Origin of the sequence: Bacillus sp. JJ1764 (genome assembly GCF_036962145.1) — a bacterium.
Taxonomy (GTDB): Bacteria; Bacillota; Bacilli; order Bacillales; family Cytobacillaceae; genus Neobacillus.
Map to the genome: position 1 here is coordinate 1 of NZ_JBALNY010000061.1, position 21,256 is coordinate 21,256.

20 protein-coding genes and 2 other annotated features are annotated in these 21,256 nt (G+C 38.0%); of the genes, 3 read left to right on the forward strand and 17 right to left on the reverse strand.

Annotated elements, in window-relative coordinates:
• Nucleotides 1–22: 22 nt before the first annotated feature.
• The 17 genes from V7083_RS10265 to V7083_RS10345 all read right to left on the reverse strand — a co-directional run bounded on the left by V7083_RS10265 (nucleotide 23) and on the right by V7083_RS10345 (nucleotide 17,055).
• Nucleotides 23–295, reverse strand: coding sequence for a DUF1294 domain-containing protein (locus V7083_RS10265; RefSeq protein ID WP_435555883.1), 273 nt, complete (start codon nucleotides 293–295; stop codon nucleotides 23–25).
• 62 nt (nucleotides 296–357) lie between these two features.
• Entirely contained in the window at nucleotides 358–717 is a 360-nt protein-coding gene (rplT, locus tag V7083_RS10270) for a 50S ribosomal protein L20 (protein WP_335477433.1), read from the reverse strand.
• 35 nt (nucleotides 718–752) lie between these two features.
• Nucleotides 753–953, reverse strand: a complete 201-nt coding sequence (gene rpmI, locus V7083_RS10275; protein WP_335477434.1) for a 50S ribosomal protein L35 — start codon at nucleotides 951–953, stop codon at nucleotides 753–755.
• 13 nt (nucleotides 954–966) lie between these two features.
• Nucleotides 967–1,473: a translation initiation factor IF-3 gene (gene infC / locus V7083_RS10280; protein WP_335477497.1), complete on the reverse strand. Its 507-nt coding sequence runs from the start codon at nucleotides 1,471–1,473 to the stop codon at nucleotides 967–969.
• A gap of 113 nt (nucleotides 1,474–1,586) precedes the next feature.
• Nucleotides 1,587–1,720: a sequence feature (ribosomal protein L20 leader region), on the reverse strand.
• 170 nt (nucleotides 1,721–1,890) lie between these two features.
• Complete coding sequence (thrS, locus tag V7083_RS10285; RefSeq protein WP_335477435.1) at nucleotides 1,891–3,822, reverse strand: threonine--tRNA ligase; 1,932 nt, start codon at nucleotides 3,820–3,822, stop codon at nucleotides 1,891–1,893.
• Nucleotides 3,823–3,909: 87 nt separating this feature from the next.
• Nucleotides 3,910–4,160, reverse strand: a binding site (T-box leader).
• A gap of 108 nt (nucleotides 4,161–4,268) precedes the next feature.
• Complete coding sequence (ytxC, locus tag V7083_RS10290; protein ID WP_335477436.1) at nucleotides 4,269–5,147, reverse strand: sporulation protein YtxC; 879 nt, start codon at nucleotides 5,145–5,147, stop codon at nucleotides 4,269–4,271.
• 116 nt (nucleotides 5,148–5,263) lie between these two features.
• Nucleotides 5,264–6,193, reverse strand: coding sequence for a primosomal protein DnaI (gene dnaI, locus V7083_RS10295; protein ID WP_335477437.1), 930 nt, complete (start codon nucleotides 6,191–6,193; stop codon nucleotides 5,264–5,266).
• A gap of 10 nt (nucleotides 6,194–6,203) precedes the next feature.
• Complete coding sequence (locus tag V7083_RS10300; RefSeq protein WP_335477438.1) at nucleotides 6,204–7,598, reverse strand: replication initiation and membrane attachment family protein; 1,395 nt, start codon at nucleotides 7,596–7,598, stop codon at nucleotides 6,204–6,206.
• Between the two features lie 140 nt (nucleotides 7,599–7,738).
• Entirely contained in the window at nucleotides 7,739–8,200 is a 462-nt protein-coding gene (gene nrdR / locus V7083_RS10305; protein WP_335477439.1) for a transcriptional regulator NrdR, read from the reverse strand.
• Between the two features lie 108 nt (nucleotides 8,201–8,308).
• Nucleotides 8,309–8,698 (reverse strand): hypothetical protein, encoded by a 390-nt coding sequence (locus V7083_RS10310; protein WP_335477440.1) that lies wholly within the window; start codon nucleotides 8,696–8,698, stop codon nucleotides 8,309–8,311.
• Between the two features lie 133 nt (nucleotides 8,699–8,831).
• A complete protein-coding gene (locus V7083_RS10315) occupies nucleotides 8,832–9,863 on the reverse strand; it encodes a glyceraldehyde-3-phosphate dehydrogenase (RefSeq protein WP_335477441.1) in 1,032 nt (343 codons plus the stop codon).
• A 200-nt stretch (nucleotides 9,864–10,063) separates the two neighbouring features.
• A complete protein-coding gene (coaE, locus tag V7083_RS10320; protein ID WP_335477442.1) occupies nucleotides 10,064–10,666 on the reverse strand; it encodes a dephospho-CoA kinase in 603 nt (200 codons plus the stop codon).
• 21 nt (nucleotides 10,667–10,687) lie between these two features.
• Entirely contained in the window at nucleotides 10,688–11,323 is a 636-nt protein-coding gene (ytaF, locus tag V7083_RS10325; protein ID WP_335477443.1) for a sporulation membrane protein YtaF, read from the reverse strand.
• A 93-nt stretch (nucleotides 11,324–11,416) separates the two neighbouring features.
• A complete protein-coding gene (gene mutM / locus V7083_RS10330) occupies nucleotides 11,417–12,244 on the reverse strand; it encodes a DNA-formamidopyrimidine glycosylase (RefSeq protein ID WP_335477444.1) in 828 nt (275 codons plus the stop codon).
• Nucleotides 12,245–12,268: 24 nt separating this feature from the next.
• A complete protein-coding gene (polA, locus tag V7083_RS10335; protein ID WP_438823712.1) occupies nucleotides 12,269–14,917 on the reverse strand; it encodes a DNA polymerase I in 2,649 nt (882 codons plus the stop codon).
• A gap of 6 nt (nucleotides 14,918–14,923) precedes the next feature.
• Nucleotides 14,924–16,342, reverse strand: a complete 1,419-nt coding sequence (pnpS, locus tag V7083_RS10340) for a two-component system histidine kinase PnpS (RefSeq protein ID WP_335477446.1) — start codon at nucleotides 16,340–16,342, stop codon at nucleotides 14,924–14,926.
• Nucleotides 16,339–17,055, reverse strand: coding sequence for a response regulator transcription factor (locus V7083_RS10345; protein ID WP_335477447.1), 717 nt, complete (start codon nucleotides 17,053–17,055; stop codon nucleotides 16,339–16,341). The genes pnpS and V7083_RS10345 overlap by 4 nt, the downstream gene beginning before the upstream one ends.
• A 330-nt stretch (nucleotides 17,056–17,385) precedes the next feature.
• On the opposite strand from V7083_RS10345, the gene V7083_RS10350 reads away from it, so the two are divergent.
• Genes V7083_RS10350 through V7083_RS10360 form a run of 3 tightly spaced genes read left to right on the forward strand, consistent with a single transcriptional unit; the run spans nucleotide 17,386 to nucleotide 21,169 of the window.
• Nucleotides 17,386–18,858 (forward strand): spore germination protein, encoded by a 1,473-nt coding sequence (locus V7083_RS10350; protein ID WP_335477448.1) that lies wholly within the window; start codon nucleotides 17,386–17,388, stop codon nucleotides 18,856–18,858.
• A gap of 30 nt (nucleotides 18,859–18,888) precedes the next feature.
• Nucleotides 18,889–19,995, forward strand: coding sequence for a spore germination protein (locus tag V7083_RS10355; protein WP_335477449.1), 1,107 nt, complete (start codon nucleotides 18,889–18,891; stop codon nucleotides 19,993–19,995).
• The gene (locus V7083_RS10360) at nucleotides 19,976–21,169 is read left to right on the forward strand and encodes a Ger(x)C family spore germination protein (protein ID WP_335477450.1); all 1,194 of its coding nucleotides are present in this window, start codon (nucleotides 19,976–19,978) and stop codon (nucleotides 21,167–21,169) included. The genes V7083_RS10355 and V7083_RS10360 overlap by 20 nt, the downstream gene beginning before the upstream one ends.
• The last annotated feature ends 87 nt before the right edge of the window (nucleotides 21,170–21,256 follow it).

A 21,256-nucleotide genomic window follows, 5' to 3' on the forward strand; every position in this document is an offset into this window, starting at 1 on the left:
GTATAATTATTAGTACACTTTACTATAACCATAGTTTTAAAAAAAGTATTAGTTCAATAATCGCCAGTAACGGGAACCCGAATTTGAAAGATGCATGTTTGGTCTTATGCCGGAATAGCTGCATACCTGCTGTGGTTCCGATCGCTCCGCCAAATAGTGCCACGAGCCACAGGGTTCGTTCCGGTATTCGGTACTGATGTTTTTCTGCCTTCTTTTTATCGACTCCCATAATGATAAATCCAATTAAGTTTATAATTAAATAGGTAATCAACACAATCATTTTGCCGTCTTGCATAGAATTCCCCACCTTATGAAAAACGCCATCCTCAATAGCGAGAATGGCGTTATGAAAAGTAATTACTTGTTTAATTGTTGCTTAGCAGCATCTGCTAATTGAGTAAATGCATTTGCATCGCTGATTGCTAATTCAGCAAGCATTTTGCGGTTTACTTCGATACCAGCAAGCTTTAAGCCATGCATTAAACGGCTGTAAGAAAGACCGTTGATGCGAGCAGCTGCATTGATACGAGTGATCCAAAGTTTACGGAAGTCGCGTTTTTTCTGACGACGGTCACGGAATGCATATTGTAATGATTTCATAACCTGTTGGTTAGCAACTTTATATAATGTATGTTTTGAACCGTAATAACCTTTTGCTAATTTAAGAACTTTTTTACGACGCTTGCGCGTAACTGTACCGCCTTTTACACGTGGCATGAAATTTCCCTCCTATATAAATCAATCAATCGAGATTATTTAATATTATCTAATAATTGGCGAATACGTTTGAAATCGCCTTTTGAAACAAGACCAGCCTTACGAAGCTTGCGCTTAGCTTTTGTTGATTTGTTTGCAAATAAGTGGCTTGTATAAGCATGGTCACGCTTTAGTTGACCAGTTCCAGTCTTTTTGAAACGCTTTGCAGCGCCGCGGTGAGTTTTCATTTTTGGCATTGGGATGTCCTCCTTATAACTTATCGATTTTAGGTGCCAGCACAAGGAACATGCTTCGGCCATCCATTTTTGGATGAGACTCGATGGTTGCTACTTCCTTGCAGCTTTCAGCAAAACGGTCCAATACTCTTTGACCAATTTCTTTATGGGTAATTGCTCTTCCTTTGAAACGGATTGAGGCTTTTACCTTGTCGCCTTTTTCCAAGAACTTAATCGCATTGCGAAGCTTTGTATTGAAATCATGCTCATCAATTGTTGGACTTAGACGTACTTCTTTAGTTGTAATGATCTTTTGATTCTTACGAGCTTCTTTGTCTTTCTTTTGCTGCTCAAATTTAAATTTGCCATGGTCCATAATCCGGGCTACCGGAGGCTTTGCGTTTGGTGCAACAAGCACTAAATCAAGATTTACTCTACCGGCAATCTCAAGTGCTTCGATTTTAGATTTAATTCCTAATTGTTCACCATTTTGGTCAATCAAGCGAACCTCACGAGCGCGAATACCCTCATTTACCAACATGTCTTTGCTAATAGTTAGCCACCTCCAAGGTTTCTTCACGAATACAATGTTCAAGTTAGAAAATCAGAATGGTCCACCCATAAACTGATTTGCTTACAGCAGTCTTAGTGGTTCCAAATAAAAAAGTGCGGATGAATACACCCACACTTTACGAAACAATAGTTATAAACTAAAATAGTCCACGTAAAACCTGCCAACTGCTTATTGCGTCAAATCAGGTGAGAAGCGGGTGCTTCTTCTTTTCTATAAAACGAGTATTCAATTTTTTTACCTTAGTTACTATACCATAAACAAAGTAATTATGTCAAATAAACTCTTTTCATGACAACGAAATTCATTTTAACAAGAAACAATGAAATATTCAATAGTTATTTTAAAAATAAATGGGAGTCAACAGACCCCCATTTATTTCCATAATTAAAATTGAACCTCATCCTTCAATGCAGAAAGGAACTCGGCAAATGGTTTTGTTTCAGATTTTTGTTCACCATATTTACGGACGTTGACAGCATTTTCTTCAACTTCTTTGTCGCCGACTACAAGCATATAAGGAATTTTTTGCATTTGAGCCTCGCGAATTTTATAGCCTATTTTTTCATCACGTCCATCTAATTCTACGCGGAAACCTTGGCTTTTCAGTTGTTCCTGTACTTTTCTTGCATACTCAAAATGCACGTCAGGTGACACTGGGATCACTTGCACTTGGACAGGTGCTAACCAAGTTGGAAATGCCCCTTTATATTCTTCAATTAAGTAGGCAACGAAGCGTTCCATGGTGGAAACAACCCCGCGGTGAACTACAACCGGGCGATGCTGTTTACCGTCTTCACCTACATAAGTTAAATCAAATCGCTCTGGTAATAGGAAGTCTAATTGAACAGTTGAAAGTGTTTCATCCTTACCTAAAGCTGTTTTTACTTGAACATCAAGCTTAGGGCCATAGAATGCAGCTTCCCCCTCTGCCTCGAAATAATCAAGACCTAGACCGTCCATTGCCTCTTTTAACATGCTTTGTGCTTTTTCCCACATGGCGTCATCATCAAAATATTTTTCAGTATCTTGAGGATCTCTGTACGATAAACGGAAAGAATAATCTTCTATATTAAAGTCTTTATACACATCCATGATTAATTGGACTACTCGTTGGAATTCTTCCTTAATCTGATCAGGACGGACAAAGATGTGGGCATCGTTAAGTGTCATCCCACGAACACGCTGCAATCCTGATAATGCTCCAGACATTTCATAGCGGTGCATTGTACCAAGTTCAGCAATTCGAATCGGCAGCTCACGATAGCTGTGAATCGCATTTTTGTATACCATCATATGATGCGGACAATTCATTGGACGAAGAACGAGCTGTTCATTGTCCATTTCCATAACAGGGAACATATCTTCATGGTAATGATCCCAGTGACCGGAAGTTTTATATAGATCGACACTACCCATGATTGGTGTATACACGTGGTCATAGCCTAGGCTAATTTCCTTATCAACAATATACCGTTCAACTGTACGGCGAATGGTAGCACCCTTTGGCAGCCAAAGCGGTAAACCTTGTCCAATTAACTGTGAATTCGTGAATAGGCTTAATTCTTTACCAAGCTTTCGGTGGTCACGTTCTTTTGCTTCCTCAAGCAGGCGAAGGTGCTCCGCTAAATCTTCTTTTTTGAAAAAGGCAGTACCATATACACGCTGCAGCATTTTATTATCGCTGTTTCCGCGCCAATAAGCACCGGCTATATTAAGCAATTTAAATTCTTTGATTTTTCCAGTTGATGGAACATGTACGCCACGGCAAAGATCAAAAAATTCACCCTGTTCATAGATTGTCACTGTTTCATCATCAGGAATAGCCTCAATTAATTCAAGTTTGTAAGGATCGCCCGCTTCTTTAAAAAGCTGAACCGCATCTGCACGGCTTACTTCCTTACGAACCACTTCTAGATTTTCATTTACGATTTTAGCCATTTCTTTTTCAATCTTTGGAAGATCTTCAGGAGTCAATGACTCTTCGAGGTCCATATCGTAATAAAAACCACCTTCGATGACGGGTCCAACTCCAAACTTTGTATTTGGATAAAGTCGCTTCACAGCCTGTGCCATTAAGTGTGCTGTACTATGACGGAGCACATCTAGGGCGTCCTCTGATTCAGGTGTAACAATTTCAATTGAACCATCCTCATGAAGTGGACGGCGAAGATCAACGATTTGTCCGTTTAATTTTCCGGCAATGGCTTTTTTCTTTAAACCTGGGCTAATTGATGCCGCAATATCTTCCGTTGTTGTCCCTTGTGGAAACTCCTTTACCGCTCCATCAGGGAACGCAATTTTTACAACGTCTGACATAATGAATTCCTCCTATTAATTAGTGCGCACTTTCGGGAATTGGGACCTTCAAAGGCGCTTATAAAAAAATAAAAAACCCGTCCCTGGAATAGGGACGAGTTATCATAAACACGTGGTTCCACCCAATTTTTCAATTTACTTGCCTTTATAGGCATAAGCCAATTGACTTTGGTCAGATAACGGCTGTTTCCGTCAACAAATACTTGCTTCAAAAAGAAGGGTTCCCTGTTGAAGTTTAAAGGTGGTAAGTACTTCTTTCGTGTTAGGAAGCTTTCAGCCAGTGGCCCCCCTCTCTTTAAACCGTAAAAAAATACTGTTATCCTTATCATCACTTTTACTTAATACATTTAAGTCTATCCTGTTATGTAGGTTATTATAATGATTACATTTTAAAAAATCAAGGTTCACGGGCCCAATCAAATAAATTATTTCAACCATTCCATTTTTCAGCCATGATTTTCAGCTGAATATTGGTCGCCATTGCCGTTCCGGACACTTCGAAGAGCCCCATAAGGCTTAATAATGACTCTTTCTTCAAAAATATTTTTAATAGTTCTCACTAACGGAGCTTCAGCATCTTTTGCATATAAAAAAATAGTAGTTGGGGCAATTGATAGTAAAGGAGCAATTGTAGTTGAATCAACATAAACGGGATGATTCACAAGCAATTTTCGATCAATCATTCTTGTCAGTTCACTGCGCTTCATTTCAACGAAATCTTGATTAAAGAAGGTAATTTCCTCATCAAATAACAGATGAAGGATGTCCATTTTCGATTCACGGCTGGCCAAAAAGTCCCTTAGCATATGAACAAACATCTGATAATCCTGCTCCATTTTGTATTCATCGATTGACACTTCTACATAACTCTCCAGCAATTGACGAAAGACCTGAAGCCTGAATGTGAAAAATGAATAAAATGAAAATGAGATCTTTTCCTGAAATACATAGTCAATCGCTTCACGAATTTCAGCTTCTTCATTTACTTCCCGTATAAAAACAGACAAATCTTCTCTTTTTCCTTCTAGAATGGAATGAAGTATATCCAATATTTGCTGCTGTTCTTCCACATCAGTAAAATAAAATTGTTGCGCCAGGATCTCCTTGAACCAATCGTCACGCTTTACATATGTGATAAATTCAAAAAAGGCATTTTTTACCTCATTCAAAAAGAATTCAGTATAGGACCCTTCAAAAATTTTCACTATATATCGATCTTCTAATAGAAGAATATTCTCACTATCCTGATTATGTTCCAGACGTGCTAATAAGTACTCATAAAACCGTACCGCATCTATTCTATTTTGGAAGATGATTTCTACCAACCAAATCCCCCCTCTACAAAAAATATCTGTTCTAATATATATGGGGGTCTTGGCCAAAATAGAATCTCGTCTTATATGCTCCGTATAAAAAACACCTTAGAATCAATTCTAAGGTGTTAGGCTCGACGGTTTGGTCCCTCTACCAGGACCGGTTCACTTAGTGCCCGGATTCTTTCCATAATTCTTAGGGCCTTCATTTGTTCTTCATCGCCTCGCTGATTTTGTGAAAGTTGGCGTGCCAAACCCTGAAAATCATAATTGGAGGTAAAAAAAGTAGGCAGCCCTTCAAGCATTCTGTATTGTAAAATAGGTCCTAAAATCTCATCCCGAGTCCAGCTTGAAATCATCTCAGCCCCAATGTCATCAAGCATAAGCACAGGTTCTTTTTTTACGGCTTCAATTTTCTCATTTAAAGTAGAATCTGCAATGGAACTTTTCAATTCTCTAAAAAGTTCAGGAACATAAACAATCATGGATGATATTTTCTTTTTGGCAAGTCTATTGGCGACGGCCCCTAACAAATAAGATTTTCCAACACCAAATTTACCGTGAAAATATAAACCTTTTGTGGTTTTTCCTTGTTCAAAGTTTACTAAAAAGGCGGCTGCCTTCTGAGCTGCTGCAATCCTGTCATTATCATGTTCAAAGTTCTCAAATGTAGCATTTAAAATATCTCTCGGAACGTATAAACTCTTGATTAAGCTTTCATTTTTTCGCTTTTCATCAGCAATAACTTTCCTTGGGCAGCGGTCATAATGAACATCTATGGCATTTCGAGTCACGATTAACTCAGGCTGATATCCCTTTAGCATATTCACACAACCATCAAGACTTTCACATTTAGCGCATTCCTTGCTTTGGTTAATATATTCAAAAAGCTTGTTAATACTTTTTTCAATCATTTCCTCTGTAAGCTGGTCATGGTTTTCCCTAATAAAGGATCTGACATCTGGATGAGCTAATGTGTCTTTCCGCATTTTTTCATAGCGCTTCTGAAAACTTTCACTTGATGCTAACCGTTTCAGTGTTTGGTTAATTTTTTCCATACATTATCACCTAATCATCAAATGCCTTAAGCATTTCTTCAATTTCCCGCTTTTTCGCCTCTAAATCATCGTTTTCTTCGTTTTCTGCTTTTGGTCCGCTTTCCGTTATTTTAGCCTTTGCTTCTTCAAACCAATCCGGCAAGAATTCTTTCCGATTTGTCTTTTTCTTTGTGAACTTTTCTGTTTTTGTTGTTTTATTACTATTATACACATTCCGCGCATGGTCAACTGCTTCTTTTACCGTCTTAAAGCCTTTTCTGGCCCATTGTCCGGCAATTTTCTCAACATATGCTTTAGTAAAACTACTGTCACTAATCTGCATGACATACCAAATAAGAACATTAACCACACCAGGTAAAAGCTTTTGTTTAATCATAATTTCTTCAATGATTTTAAGGTCGGAAGCAGGAGGTTCTCCCCCGTTTGATAAATTTCTTAAAACCTCTAATGGTGAAGTAGTTTGAAAGTACTGTATTAACTTTTCGTCTTTTGTTTTCGGTTCCTTCATCTGAACTCTATGTTGTTCAGGCTGGATCCGTTCAATCAGGCTTGGCAACTGGTCGTAATGGACAAATTGATACCAATCGCGAGCTGCTTTTCTTAGCTCTTCGATATCAATCTCATCATTTTCGTTTAGGGCTGCCAGAATAAGTTTCTTCATTTCAATGGCATCAACACTATAAAGAAAGGCGAGGTTACTAATGATTTCTTTCACCCTTGGAGTAATCGCCCGCTTCGGAACAAGCGATTCATTTAACCCAGACAGGAGCAAGTCAAAATCAAATGTGTTGATATCGATTTGAACTCCCTTTACTTCACTTCTGCCTATAAATCGTTCTTGTTCAGCAGGCTCCAAATCGGTGGAAGCATCCTGAAGATATTGAAGACTTCCGGGGGTTGCAGAGGCAAAAACCTCCTGAAAGGCCTTTGTAACCTCTTGATAGTCTTGATCCTTTGGCAGCTGCTGATCAGAAAAGAACCGTTTTAATCGGGCATAATGGGTTTTACCAATTTTTCGATAAAGATAGATATTTAACATCCCGTCTAAAAAGAATTGCTCTGGATGAAGGGGTGGGTAGAGTTCATATATAAAAGAACGTTCTTCGTCACTCGTTTTCACGTATGTTTTTAGTAATCCTATACCTTCTAGCTTCAGGCGGGCTTCATAAATCTCCTTCATGTTGACTCCGAGCAGATTCATCAGCAGATGATGGGTGGAGGACTCAGACCATAGTCTGTTATCCTCAAGTTCAGCCCAGAGTGTCATGTAGAGGCTAAAGCAAGTTGACCCAAGCAAGGGCTGATATAAAAATGTTAGTACTTTACGGTCATATTCATGAAGCAGCCCATTTGCTGACACAATGTAACGATCGATAGGAAGAATCTCCTGCCAATGCCGGGTCATATCATCAAACCTTTCATTTTATTATGCTAAATCCCTTTTAAACTAGGCTGTTGATTTCCGCTCCCATCAACAGGTTAAAAATCAGCGTTGATTTTCATTCAACAACTGAAAAAAGAGCCAAAGTCCTTCTTTAGCTCTCTCTAGGATTTCTCTTTCTTAATGAGTTCTTTTAGTTCCTCGATAAACACATTAATATCTTTAAATTGGCGATAAACAGAAGCAAACCGGACATAGGCAACCTCATCCACTTGTGCCAACCTGTCCATAACCATTTCACCAATGTCATCACTTTTAATTTCAGAGATCCCCTGACTTCGAAGTGCCTTCTCGACACCGTGGGTAATATCCTCCAATTGTTTCAGAGCAACCGGACGCTTTTCACAAGCTTTAATCAGTCCCCTAAGGATTTTATCCCGGCTAAATTCCTCTCTGGTACCTTCTTTCTTTACCACAATTAATGGGATTTCCTCGATCTTCTCAAAAGTGGTAAAGCGATAACCACATTCTTCGCATTCTCGTCTTCTTCTTGTTGCACGGCCTTCATCAATGGGTCGTGAATCAAGAACACGTGTACCATAATGCTGACATGAAGGGCATTTCATCGTCGCATCAACTCCAAATCTAAACAATCAATAGGCAAAAACTTTAGTTTATATCAATACTATCATATAAAAAACAAACCCTTTGTACAAGTAAAAAAGTACTGCTTGTTACTTGGTTCCAATATTCGTATGTAATTGATTAAGTCGGTGATAGTAAGAATCAAGGCGATTTTTCAAATCTGAGTATGTTCCGAGAAACGAAATTTTCTCAGTGGAAATAGTAAAATCCACTGCCGTCTCCATTGAGCTAACGGAAACAGCTGTTACAATCAAAAAACAATCAAACGGTTTCGAAATCTCAACAGCAATTTCTCCCCGCTCTTTTGAAACAGTGGTGATTTGGCAATCTGCATCTTCTTTAAACATTTTTTCAAGCGAATCAAATACCTGATTGAACGCAGCTTTATAGTAATGAGTTTTTAATGTCTCTTCCGTTTGTTGTTCATCTGTTTCAATTTCTCTTTTAAACCGATTAAATAAACTTAGCATTATGGTCATCATACCACTCCTAGTCGAATCTTGTTTATCTTTAGTGTACAACAACACAGGAAAAATATAAAAAGTCTCCCTTCATATTTGTCGAAAATAGAATAAAAAAAGCTGCCCTTTTGGCAGCTTTTAACATGTAACTTTATCCAACCTTCACTTGATTGGTTGTTGCTATTTTTTCAGCAACATAAAGGCATAAATCGTTTACACGGGTAGAATATCCCCACTCATTATCGTACCATGCTAAGACTTTAACTTTTCTCGTTCCCATTACCATTGTTGACAATCCGTCAATAATGGCAGAATGCGCGTTTGTATTAAAATCTACGGAAACTAGCGGCTCAACAGTAAATCCAAGAATTCCTTTTAAAGAACCATTTGATGCATTCTCAAAAGCTCTATTTATATCATCTACCGTTACATCCTGCTTTAAATCTACGACAAGGTCAACAAGAGAAACGTTCGGTGTTGGCACCCGAAGTGCCATCCCATGCAATTTTCCCTTTAAATGCGGCAATACAAGTGATAATGCCTTTGCTGCCCCAGTTGTTGTCGGAATAATTGATTGTCCACAGGCGCGGGCACGACGAAGATCCTTATGAGGATTGTCAATGTTTTTTTGATCATTTGTATAAGCATGAATGGTTGTCATTAATCCGCTTTCGATGCCAAATTGGTCATCCAACACTTTCACTACAGGTGCCAGACAGTTTGTTGTACAAGAAGCATTTGAAATAATATCATGCTTTGTCACATCAAACATTTCTTCGTTCACACCCATAACAATGGTAACATCTTCATTTTTTCCAGGCGCAGTTAAGATTACTTTTTTTGCTCCAGCATCCAAATGCAGTGCAGCTTTTTCTCTGGAGTTAAATTTCCCAGTTGCCTCAATTACAATGTCAATACCTAACTCTTTCCATGGTAATTGTTCAGGATTGCGGTTGCTTAGTAATTTAACACGTTTGCCATTGACTAATAATTCATCATCTAAAGGAATCACTTCTCCTTGAAATGTTCCGTGATTGGTATCATATTTAATTAAATGTGCTAACGTTTCAGCTGGATAACTAGCATTGATCGCTACCACATCAAATTTATTTTCAAGGATTGCTTGTCTAAAAACCATCCTTCCAATTCTCCCAAAACCATTTATTGCTATTCTTGCTTTCATTTTACGGCCCCTTCCGTATTAGTGTTATACTTTTTATCTCGTATTGTTGTAATTAGTATAACATATTTCACTTTAAATGTGATAAATAAATGGCGGATTTTTTAATGTTTTATAATTCTGAAAAATAGGCACAAAAAAATAGGGTGCCCCAAGAGAAGATTTTCCTGAGGTAACCCTATTTGACACAATTAATCCGGTGATTATAAAGTGATTCCCCACCCAGTTAGCACCTCGATTAATTGTTTTTCTGTTTCTTCAATGGTTCCGTTATTATTGATGACCGCATCCGCCAATTGTACTTTATCTTTTAAAGGCATTTGTGAATATATTCTTGCTTGGGCATCTTCAGTTGATAATTGGTTTCGTTGGATCAATCTTTGCAATTGTGTTGGTTCATCGACATAAATTAGAATGGTTTTTTCCACCATAAACGTCAGTTTGCTTTCAAACAGTAAAGGAATATCGAGTACGATTACTTTTTCCCTGTTCTTTATGCCTTCTTCTATCCTCTGTTTCATTCGATTCCGTACTTCCGGATGAACAATTTGATTTAACAGTTGCCTTTTTTTAGCATCGTGGAAAATAATAGATCCGAGTTTTTCGCGATTAATTCCTCCATCTGGCAATAGGACATCACATCCGAATTTTTCCACTATTTTCAAATATGCAGGTTCCCCTTTTTCAACAGCCAAGCGGGATTCCACATCTGCATCTACGACCCGAATATCCCACTCCTTAAACATGTTGGATACCGTGCTTTTTCCGCTGGCAATACCGCCCGTTAACCCAATGACTAAAGACATTTTTTGATCCTTTCTATGTTTCTATATCTTCCAGATTCCAATAATAATTAATAAAACTCCTGGTATAAAAGTAAATCTTTGAATCCATTCAAACCTATGAAATATAGCTCCACATTTTATCCCAAAAAAGACAAATAATGAGCTCATGCAGGCAATGGTAATGGCCAAACTTAATGGTGAATACCCCAACATTGCGGCTCCAATTCCAGCTCCAAAAGAATCCAATGACAACGCAAACCCTAGCATAAGCGCTTCAATTCCCGTAATCGTACCTGAACGGTCAAAATCAGCCGACATTGGTTTTTTTAAAATATTAATAGCCAAACCAAGCGAGCGTATTTCAAAATTTACGATTGTCTTTTCATGTTCCAGAGTTTCTTTTTCTTTCTCAGGTCTAAAAAATTGCACAATCACCCATGCTCCAAGCGCAATTAGAATGATTCCCCCAATACTGGCAGTTACTCTTGGGGATAGAACTTTATCCAAGGCATGACCGATTGACATAGCAACCATTAGAGAAACAGCTGTACAGGTTGCGATAATTAATATAGACTTGAGCGGAATAACCATTTTTCTTAAACCATACGTAAATCCAACGCTAAAGCTGTCAAGGCTTAAAGCAAAAGCTAATAGGATAAGCGAGAAAAACTGTGCCATGATGTCTGGGACTCCTTCCTCAAAATCACTAAGATAGTATATGGAAAGAGCCCATCCAATGTTATTAAAGGTTTTTAGCTTACCGGAAATCCACTATTTTTTTTGGCAATTTGGACAATAATGGGTTCCCCTGCCGCCTACTGTGATTTTCTCAAGCGGGGTACCGCAACGTTTACATTCCTCACCTTTTCGACCGTATGCAAATAACTCAAGTTGAAACATTCCGATTTCACCCTGTGAATTTACATAAGACCGAATCGTGCTTCCGCCCATTTTCACTGCTTCACTCAGGGTAGCAATAATTTCTTTATGAAGTATGGTCACTTCCTCTTCTGTCAGAGAGCTGGCGATCCGCTCAGGATGAATCGCGGAACGGAAGAGAGCCTCATCCACATATATATTGCCTAACCCAACGAGCAAATTCTGGTCTAACAAGGCTGGTTTGATTTTTCTGCTTGTTTGCTTCAGTTTTGCTTCCAAGTATTCTTTTGTAAATTCCTCGGAAAAAGGCTCAGGCCCCAGTTGTACTAGCGGGGGTTTTAAAAATTCCTCACCTTTTTTATATAAATGCATCGTTCCGAATTTACGGACATCCCGATAACGTAATTCGGTTCCATCCGAAAAGTGGAATATTACATGGGTATGCTTATCTGACGGCTCGTCCTTTGAAAAGAGACCATACCTTCCTTCCATCCTCAAATGGGATACCAAGGCATAATGGTTCGTATAAAGGATTAGAAATTTCCCTCTTCGCCCAACATCCTCAATTGTTTCCCCTTTTAAAGCATCCATAAATTGCTCTGTCTCCACCGGACTTTTTATGATTTTAGGCCAGTTAATCGTTATGCTCTGAATAGTTTTGTGTAGCACTAGATTTTTTAATGTTTTACGAACCGTTTCCACTTCAGGAAGTTCAGGCATGGCAAATCCCCCTTTGCTGTCTTCTTACTTTGCATCAAACCAGGTAGGTCCGTAAGCATAATCAACCTTCAACGGAACGGCAAGCTCTACGGCATTCTCCATTACAAGAGGTACCAATTCTTTCAATATGTCAATTTCTTCTTCAGGTGCTTCAAAAATTAATTCATCATGTACCTGCAATAACAATCGTGTTTTTAATCCTTTGTCCTTCAAGGCATCATCCATATCAATCATGGCTTTTTTGATAATGTCAGCTGCACTTCCCTGTATGGGCGTATTCATCGCAGTTCTTTCCGCGAAACTTCGCAGGTTAAAATTCCGGCTTGTTATTTCAGGGATATATCTTCTTCTTTGCAATAGCGTTGTCACATACCCTTTTTGTTTGGCTGAATGAATAATGTCATCCATATATACTTTAACACCAGGGAAGCTATTCAGATATCTGTCGATAAATTGGGCCGCTTCCTTTCTGGTGATCCCTAAATTCTGAGATAAACCATAGTCACTAATCCCATAAATGATTCCGAAGTTAACCGCCTTAGCTTGCCTGCGCATATTTGAAGTAACCTCGTCCTTCGAAACATGGAATACGTCCATAGCGGTTTTCGTATGGATATCCAAATCTTCTTTAAAGGCTTCAATTAATTTTTGATCTTCGGAAATATGAGCCATTACCCTTAACTCGATTTGTGAATAATCCGCTGCAAAAATAACCCAGCCTTTTTCAGATGGTACAAAGGCCTGGCGGATTTTTCTTCCTTCTTCTAGACGTATAGGAATGTTTTGCAGGTTAGGGTCAATCGAACTTAATCTACCTGTTGCTGTTAATGTCTGTTGAAACCTTGTATGAACTTTCTCTGTTTTTGGATCGATGACTTTAAGCAGCCCTTCTATGTAAGTAGATTGTAATTTTCCCAATTGGCGGTACAGAAGGATATGCTCAATAATTTCATGATGTGGCGCTAATTTTTCAAGGACATCAGCTGAAGTGGAGTGCCCTGTTTTTGTCTTTTTAAAGGTCGGTAGATTTAATTTTTCAAATAGAATAACGCCTAACTGCTTTGGTGAATTAATATTAAACTTTTCCCCGGCCAACTTACAGATTTTTTCTTCCAATTCGATTAATCTGTTGTTGAGCTCACGTCCCATGGATTGTAGCCGTTCTTTTTCCACCTTGATTCCACATGATTCCATATCTGCTAAAATGAGTGATAAAGGCATTTCAAGGTCTTTAAATAATTCATATTGTTCATTTGTCTTTAATTCATCTTCAAGCCTTGTGTGCAGCTCTGACATGGCGATTCCTTTTCGGACGAGATGCGCCGCAAGATCTTCTTTCTCTGGTATCCCTCGTTTAGCACCTTTCCCGTAAAAGGATTCATCTGATTGGATATTCACAATATGGTATGTCTTCGCAATCGCCGCCAAGTCTTCCATTGTTTCCGATGGATTTAGTAAATAAGCAGCCATCAAAATATCGAATTCTGTTCCTTTTAAATGAATGTCATATCTTCTTAATGAAACTTCAGATCGCTTCGCATCATAAACTATTTTCGTTTTCCTTTCATCTTCAGCCCACTTTTTAAACACTTCTGATTGCAATGCAAGTTTAGTTGGCAAATAGAAATTTCCCTTTTCATTTACAAGAGAAAACCCAATGAGATCCGCATAATGATAATTATCATCTAACATTTCAACATAAAAATAATTTTCGTTCGCAAAAAGATCTTCGGTAATCTCATCGGGAATTATGTATTCAACTGCTTCAAGCTCCAGCTGTACCTGCTCGGCCGGATCTTGTCCCATTTTTTCCAATAATGTAGAAAAGCCCAATTCTTTATATAGGCTAACAACTTTTTCCCTTTCTGGTCCTTCAAACGAAATAGACTCCAAAGTTACATCGATTGGAGCCTGTCTTTCTATTGTGGCAAGCTGTTTACTCATTAACGCCTGACCTTTAAATTCTGCTAGTTTTTCCTTCAGCTTTGCTCCGCTTACATTTTCGATGGATTCATACAAATTCTCAAGCGTGGTAAATTCTTTTAGAAGCTTGATGGCCGTTTTTTCTCCCACTCCAGGAACACCAGGGATATTATCAGATTGATCTCCCATGAGACCTTTCATATCAATAATTTGTTCAGGTGTAAGACCATACTTTTCCATGACATGTATAGGGGTGTATTGTTCAATATCTGTAATCCCTTTGCGGGTAATGCCCACCGTCGTTTTCTCAGATGAAAGCTGAGTTAAATCCTTATCTCCGGAAATGACCTTAATTTCAAAGTCCTCTTTTTCAGCAATGGCCGAGAGAGTACCGATAATATCATCTGCTTCATAATTCTCCAGTTCATACCTTGAAATTTGATAGGCATCTAAAAGGTCACGAATAAATGGAAATTGCTCTGATAATTCTGGAGGCGTTTTTTGCCTGCCACCTTTATACTCCTCAAACGTTTTATGACGGAAGGTTGTTTTCCCAGCATCAAACGCAACAAGTATATGAGTTGGTTTTTCCTCCTCAATAATTTTCATTAGCATCATTGTAAATCCATACACTGCATTAGTATGGATTCCTTTATCATTATTTAGGAGTGGAAGTGCAAAAAATGCACGGTAAGCAATACTGTTACCATCAATTAGCACTAACTTCTTTTTTTCCAAATCATTCACCATCCATTATCATTTTAACTTTTTAGGAAGTTCAATGATAAATTCACTGCCCTTGCCAAGATCACTTTTCACACTAATATTACCGTGATGCGCCTCCACTAAGTGTTTTACAATTGCCAAGCCCAAACCCGTCCCACCGGAATTGCGGCTCCGATCACGATCAACACGATAAAACCGTTCAAAAATGCGCGGAATTTCTTCTTTATTAATACCGATTCCGGTATCAAGCACATGAATTCGCACTTCTTCAACCTGTTCTAATAAATACACTTTCACAATACCGTTTGGAGGTGTGTAGATGATTGCATTGCTAATTAAATTGATAAAGACTTGTTTCAGTCGATCACGATCACCATCCACAGTTACTTCAGAGAGATTACAATAAAATTGCAAGTCAATATCCTTTGCCTGAGCCTTCCCATCAAGCAAAGTCATCACATCATTGAGAAGGTGGTAAAGATCAACTTTCTGTATGTTTAGGATAAAGCCTTGCTGTTCAATTTTTGACAGCTCCAATAAATCATGAACCAGTGTTTGTAATCTAATGCTCTCTTTTAATATGATGGACAAAAAGGCTTCTAGTGTTTCTTTATTATTCATGGCTCCGTCCAATAAAGTTTCCGTAAATCCTTTAATGGAAGTAATCGGGGTTTTTAATTCATGAGAGACATTTGCTACAAAATCCTTCCGCATCTGCTCCAAGTTCTTTAACTCAGTGATATCATGAAATACTAGCAGAACTCCTTTCCACACATGGTTAGTGCCAATAATCGGAATTCCGTAGACAACGAAATATTTTCGTTGAATTTCCAAAGGAATCATCAATTGTTTATTCACTTTTTGCTCTGTACGGAAAACCTCAGCAACAATTTGACAGATTTCCTTTTGCTCAATTACTTCATAATAAAGCTTGTTTAAATATTGGGAACCATTCACGTGAAAGAGATCACTAAACCCCTTATTGATTAGGCCAATATAGCCCCGGCTGTCAATTAAAATCAACCCGGCCCCCATATTTTCAATCAGAGCAGTTAACCGATCCTGTTGTATTTCCTGTGATTTCACCAACTCTTGAAGATTTTCTGCTAACATATTGATCGAAGTTCCCAGCATGACAGTTTCGTCTAAGCGACCCACTGTCGTTCTGGCCCGATAGTTTCCTTTTGCCAGTTCAATCGCAACGTTGGTCGCGTCTTCAATCGGTTTTGTGTACCTGGTGGTAATTCGTATCGATAGAAAAAGTATGAAAAAAATAGCAATGCCTAGGCAAATGGAAAGATAGAAAAAGATTTCTGCTTTGATCTGGTCATTTAATGTCTCAATATAAGAGATTTTAAATAATTGCCCTAACAATACCCCAATACCAATCAGTACTAAAATGATTAATATAAACAATGCGACAAAAATTTTTTTCCGAAACTTGGTCATTCTACCTTTGGCCCCTCAAGTTTGTATCCCAAACCACGAACTGTCTTTATGTATACTGGCTTTTTCGTATCCTCCTCTATCTTTTCCCTCAGATGGGAAATATGTACGTCAACAATTCTAGTATCGCCCGCAAAATCATAATTCCAAACAGCACTCAGCAATTGATCGCGAGTTAAGACCCGGCCTTTATTTTGAGCCAGATAGATTAAGAGCTCAAATTCCTTTAAGGTTAGCTCAAGAAGTTCTTCTTTAAAGAAGGCTTCAAATTTTTCTGGATAAAGAGTTAAACTGCCAATCATGATCTGTTGAGCTTCACTTTTATTTCCTTCGGAGTCATCATTTTGAATTTGTGACCTTCTTAGAATTGCCTTAACCCTTGCGATTACTTCCCTAGGGCTGAATGGTTTCACCATATAGTCGTCTGCCCCAAGTTCTAATCCTAATATTTTATCAAATTCATCGTCTTTTGCTGTCAACATTAAAATGGGAGTCATAACTTTTTCCTGTCTGAGCTGCTTGCAAACATCCATTCCATCCAATTTTGGCAGCATCAGATCTAAAATGATGATATCTGGATACTCAACCTCAGCGAGTCTTTTTCCTTCCATCCCGTCCATAGCGGTAATCACTTCAAATCCAGCTTGCTTCAAATTATACTGGAGCAACGTAACAATTGACTGTTCATCATCTACAACAAGTACTTTTGTTTTCATAATCTCCCCCATAAAATTCCAAACTAAGGTTATTTTCTTTCATTATAATATAAATTTAGCAAGAATACTTGTTTGGATACCCTTACATTAAAAAGTAAGTAGATTCGCTTGCTTTGGAAGTATTTCTTCACCTTTTCAGCTGTAGTAATAAAATATTTTTTCAAAAATATGGAATGATAAAAATGGGTGATATATATATGTGGAAATCAATCGTTTCGAAACTTCCTGATTGGCTAGTATTATTACAGGCAATGATTACATTCCTTGTCCCTTTTTTAATATCACGTCTTTTTATGTGGATTAACAACATGAAGGAGAGGGTATAAACGGATGGAAGAATCAGCGAAGCCATTTTCAGGAAAAATTAAAAATGATTTAGAGTTGATTAAATCAGAAATCGGTCACAATTCAGATCTAAATATTCGCGAGTTTTATATCGGTACTACTGGCATTCCCGCAGCAATTATCTTTCTCAGCGGGCTTGCAGATAAAGATTTGATTGATAAACATATCTTAAACTCTTTAATGGTACAATTCCCTGAAAGTTATCAGGGTAATTTAAAGGAATTCATTAGGTATCAAGTACTATCAGTCAGTGGAATAACGGAAGTAAAAGATGTGAGTGCTTTAGCTTCCAAAGTTATGTCAGGTTCCACTGCCCTATTAATGAACCAGGTGGCTGGCGCACTCATTCTCAATACAACGAAATCAAAAAGTCGCAGTATTGAAGAACCTGTTTCTGAAGCATTGGTTCGTGGACCACGGATTGGTTTTACCGAAATTTTAATGGATAATACTGCCATTTTAAGACAAAATGTGAATAATCAAAACCTGTCAATCCTTAATTACCAAGTAGGGAAACAGGCAAAAAAAGAACTTGCTATTGTTTTTATGGAAGATATTGCTGACTCTGAATTGGTAGAAGAGGTCAAGAAAAGGATCAGTAAAATCGATATTGATGATTTACTTGAATCTGGTTATGTCGAGCAAATGATAGAAGACAATTTCATTAGTCCCTTTCCGCAAGTACAGAATACGGAGCGTCCTGACAGAGTGATTGGTGCTTTAATGGAAGGAAGGGTTGCCATTCTTCTGGATGGGACGCCATTTGCTTTAATTGTTCCCGTCACATTCAACATGTTGCTTCAATCTCCAGAAGACTATTATGAACGATGGCTGCCAGGGACCTTAATTAGGCTATTGCGTTATTTTGGAGCATTCTTATCATTATTTAACCCTGCTCTGTATATCGCATTTATTTCTTTTCATCCCGGATTGATTCCAACCAAATTAGCTCTGTCCATTATCGGTACAAGAGAAGGAGTTCCTTTTCCAGCATTGATCGAAGCATTAATCATGGAAATTGCCATTGAAATATTACGTGAAGCAGGCTTGCGATTGCCAAAACCGATTGGTCCTGCCATGGGGATTGTTGGAGGACTCATCATCGGGGAGGCAGCTGTGCAAGCAGGAATTATCAGTCCCATTATGGTAATTGTTGTCTCGTTAACCGCCATATCATCCTTTGCGATTCCGCAATATAGTGCCGGGATTACATTACGTATACTGCGCTTTATGGCAATGATCTGTGCCGCCATAATGGGTTTATATGGGATTATCCTATTTTTCCTATTACTGTGCATTCACTTAGTGAAATTGAAAAGTTTTGGCGTCCCATACTGCAGTCCGGCTGTTCCTTACCGATTAAGCGACTGGAAGGATTTACTGGTACGTTTGCCAATTGGTATGATGAAACGTCGTCCAGAAATGCTTGACCCAAAAGATTCAGTCCGAAAAGGCTGATAGTTGCCATTTTATAGGGGGAAATGAAACATGAAAACAAACCCTAAAGACCTGTTAACCACCCCTCAAGCTGTGGTAATTCTAATTAATTACGTACTTGCTGCAGGGATTCTGACACTTCCCCGATCATCTGTTGATAAAGTGAAAACACCTGATGTTTGGATTTCTGTGATACTGGGAGGTTTAATCTCATTTATGGCCGGTTTCATCATGGTTAAATTAAGCCAACAATTCCCAGAAAAAACCTTTTATCAATACAGTAAGGAAATCATTGGAAAATGGCTAGGGGCCTTTCTAGGTCTGCTTATGGTTGGTTATTTTTTGGCACTCGCCTCATATGAAGTAAGAACACTTGCTGAGGTAACCGGATTTTTCTTACTGGAGGGCACCCCAATTTGGGCAATTATTATGCCTTTTATATGGCTGGGCCTATATTTAATTATAGATGGCATTAATCCCATTGCCCGTTTATTTGAAATTATTTTCCCCATTACTGTGGTGGTTTTTTTGTTCGTTACCTTTTTAAGCTTAGGCTTATTTGATCTAGATAATCTTCGTCCTGTTTTGGGGTTGGGTTTTACTCCAGTATTAAAAGGGGTAAGTACAACGGTAATGGCTTACTTAGGACCAGAAATTATGCTAATCCTTGTGTCTTTTATGCAAAAGCCTAAAAAAGCGATTAAAGTTTTAACAATTGGAATTTCAATATGTATGTTTTTTTACATTATTACTGTAGTGATGGTCATTGGTGCATTATCAATCGATGGAACAGTCTCAAGAACCTGGCCAACAATCGGGCTGATACGAAGTTTTGAAATTCAGGGGTTAATTTTTGAACGCTTTGAGTCCATGCTACTCGTTATTTGGATTATGCAAATCTTCGCAACCTTTATTGTCACTTATTATGCTGCCACTTTAGGATTGGCCCACATTTTCAATAAAAAGATGAAACCATTTATGTTTGGAGTTTTGCCTTTTATATATATAATTGCAAGATATCCTCAAAATCTAAATATGGTCTTTAAATTTGGCGATTATATTGGCTGGTCGGCCCTGTTCTTATTTGGCGGAGTTCCACCATTATTATTTGTAATCTCTAAACTTAAGGGAGCTAAACATGAAGCAAAGAACTCTTAAAACCTTGTTTCTCTCATCTTTTTTACTCTTTTCTTTAACAGGATGCTGGAGCAGTAAAGAAATTGAAGAATTAGGTTTTGTAGCAGGGACTGCAATGGATTTGAAAAAAGAAGATCCTTTTAAAGGAGACATGGAAGGACCAAATGAGGGCAGTTCTAAACAAATAAGCTTGACACTGACAAACCAGTTCTTCACAGCCCAGCCTAATAGCCAAAACACTCAAAAAGGTGGATCCCAAAAATCATACCAAAATATTACTGAATCTGGACATTCCGTTATATCAGTATTGCGAAAAATGGTATTAAAAAACGAAAAACGTTCATTTGGCCAACATTCAAAGGTCATTGTCATCAGTGCAGACCTTGCACGGAAAGTAAATCTGCAGAAATTATTAGATTTTTTTTTAAGGGAAGTAGAAATTAGACAAAGCAGTTATATTTTCATTGCCAAAAACAATGCTCAAAAAACTCTCGAAACAAAAGAATCAAGTGTTATCCCTGCTTACCATTTATTTCAAATAACAAAAAGCCAAGAAAGAACAACGAAAATCCTTCAGTCATTACCCATGGCCAAACTGCAAGGAAAACTCCATTCAGGAACAAGTTTTTTGTTGCAAAATTTAGTCACTGAAAAGGGAGAAGTTAAATTTTCCGGGGCTGCCGTAATCAAGGGAAAGTCAAGAAAATTAGTCGGTTTTATAAATGAAAAGGATATCGAAGGCTTGAATTGGTTGACAGGAAAGGCAAAGGGCGGTCTAGTTAATAGTATTGATAAAGAAACAGGGCAACCTATCACATATGAGATAAAAACTTTGAAAAGTAAAATTACTCCTCATATGGTAAAAAATCAAATTTCCTTTGATGTAAAAATTGAATCCCAAGGAACTCTCGCTGAACATTGGGATAGATCCGGAAAGCCATCTGATGAGAAATTTTTGAAAAAGGCAGAAAAAAATTCTGAAGAAGAAGTGGAACACTTAATAAAGAATGTATTGGTTAAAACACAAAAGAAATACAAGATTGACGTGGTCGAGTTTGGAAAAGAATTTCAAATTAAATATCCTAGAACATGGGAGAAAATAAAAAAGGATTGGGAACAAACATTTAGTAATGTTCCGATCCATTACAGTGTCGATATAAAGATAATTGATTATGGTACCCTGATCGGGGACTAATCATGGAATAACTTAAAAGATAATCTTTGAATAGTAGACCCTCTTTTATAAAAAAGCCCAGACAAGGAATGCCCAAAAGCATTCCTT

What these genes read in the sequence shown, in the direction of transcription:
- V7083_RS10265 (WP_435555883.1), bottom strand. Translation starts at nt 295, where the DNA reads ATGCAAGACGGCAAAATGATTGTGTTGATTACCTATTTAATTATAAAC.
- rplT (WP_335477433.1), bottom strand. Translation starts at nt 717, where the DNA reads ATGCCACGTGTAAAAGGCGGTACAGTTACGCGCAAGCGTCGTAAAAAA.
- rpmI (WP_335477434.1), bottom strand. Translation starts at nt 953, where the DNA reads ATGCCAAAAATGAAAACTCACCGCGGCGCTGCAAAGCGTTTCAAAAAG.
- infC (WP_335477497.1), bottom strand. Translation starts at nt 1,473, where the DNA reads ATGTTGGTAAATGAGGGTATTCGCGCTCGTGAGGTTCGCTTGATTGAC.
- thrS (WP_335477435.1), bottom strand. Translation starts at nt 3,822, where the DNA reads ATGTCAGACGTTGTAAAAATTGCGTTCCCTGATGGAGCGGTAAAGGAG.
- dnaI (WP_335477437.1), bottom strand. Translation starts at nt 6,193, where the DNA reads ATGGAAAAAATTAACCAAACACTGAAACGGTTAGCATCAAGTGAAAGT.
- V7083_RS10300 (WP_335477438.1), bottom strand. Translation starts at nt 7,598, where the DNA reads ATGACCCGGCATTGGCAGGAGATTCTTCCTATCGATCGTTACATTGTG.
- nrdR (WP_335477439.1), bottom strand. Translation starts at nt 8,200, where the DNA reads ATGAAATGCCCTTCATGTCAGCATTATGGTACACGTGTTCTTGATTCA.
- V7083_RS10310 (WP_335477440.1), bottom strand. Translation starts at nt 8,698, where the DNA reads ATGACCATAATGCTAAGTTTATTTAATCGGTTTAAAAGAGAAATTGAA.
- V7083_RS10315 (WP_335477441.1), bottom strand. Translation starts at nt 9,863, where the DNA reads ATGAAAGCAAGAATAGCAATAAATGGTTTTGGGAGAATTGGAAGGATG.
- coaE (WP_335477442.1), bottom strand. Translation starts at nt 10,666, where the DNA reads ATGTCTTTAGTCATTGGGTTAACGGGCGGTATTGCCAGCGGAAAAAGC.
- ytaF (WP_335477443.1), bottom strand. Translation starts at nt 11,323, where the DNA reads ATGGCACAGTTTTTCTCGCTTATCCTATTAGCTTTTGCTTTAAGCCTT.
- mutM (WP_335477444.1), bottom strand. Translation starts at nt 12,244, where the DNA reads ATGCCTGAACTTCCTGAAGTGGAAACGGTTCGTAAAACATTAAAAAAT.
- polA (WP_438823712.1), bottom strand. Translation starts at nt 14,917, where the DNA reads ATGGTGAATGATTTGGAAAAAAAGAAGTTAGTGCTAATTGATGGTAAC.
- pnpS (WP_335477446.1), bottom strand. Translation starts at nt 16,342, where the DNA reads ATGACCAAGTTTCGGAAAAAAATTTTTGTCGCATTGTTTATATTAATC.
- V7083_RS10345 (WP_335477447.1), bottom strand. Translation starts at nt 17,055, where the DNA reads ATGAAAACAAAAGTACTTGTTGTAGATGATGAACAGTCAATTGTTACG.
- V7083_RS10350 (WP_335477448.1), top strand. Translation starts at nt 17,386, where the DNA reads ATGGAAGAATCAGCGAAGCCATTTTCAGGAAAAATTAAAAATGATTTA.
- V7083_RS10355 (WP_335477449.1), top strand. Translation starts at nt 18,889, where the DNA reads ATGAAAACAAACCCTAAAGACCTGTTAACCACCCCTCAAGCTGTGGTA.
- V7083_RS10360 (WP_335477450.1), top strand. Translation starts at nt 19,976, where the DNA reads ATGAAGCAAAGAACTCTTAAAACCTTGTTTCTCTCATCTTTTTTACTC.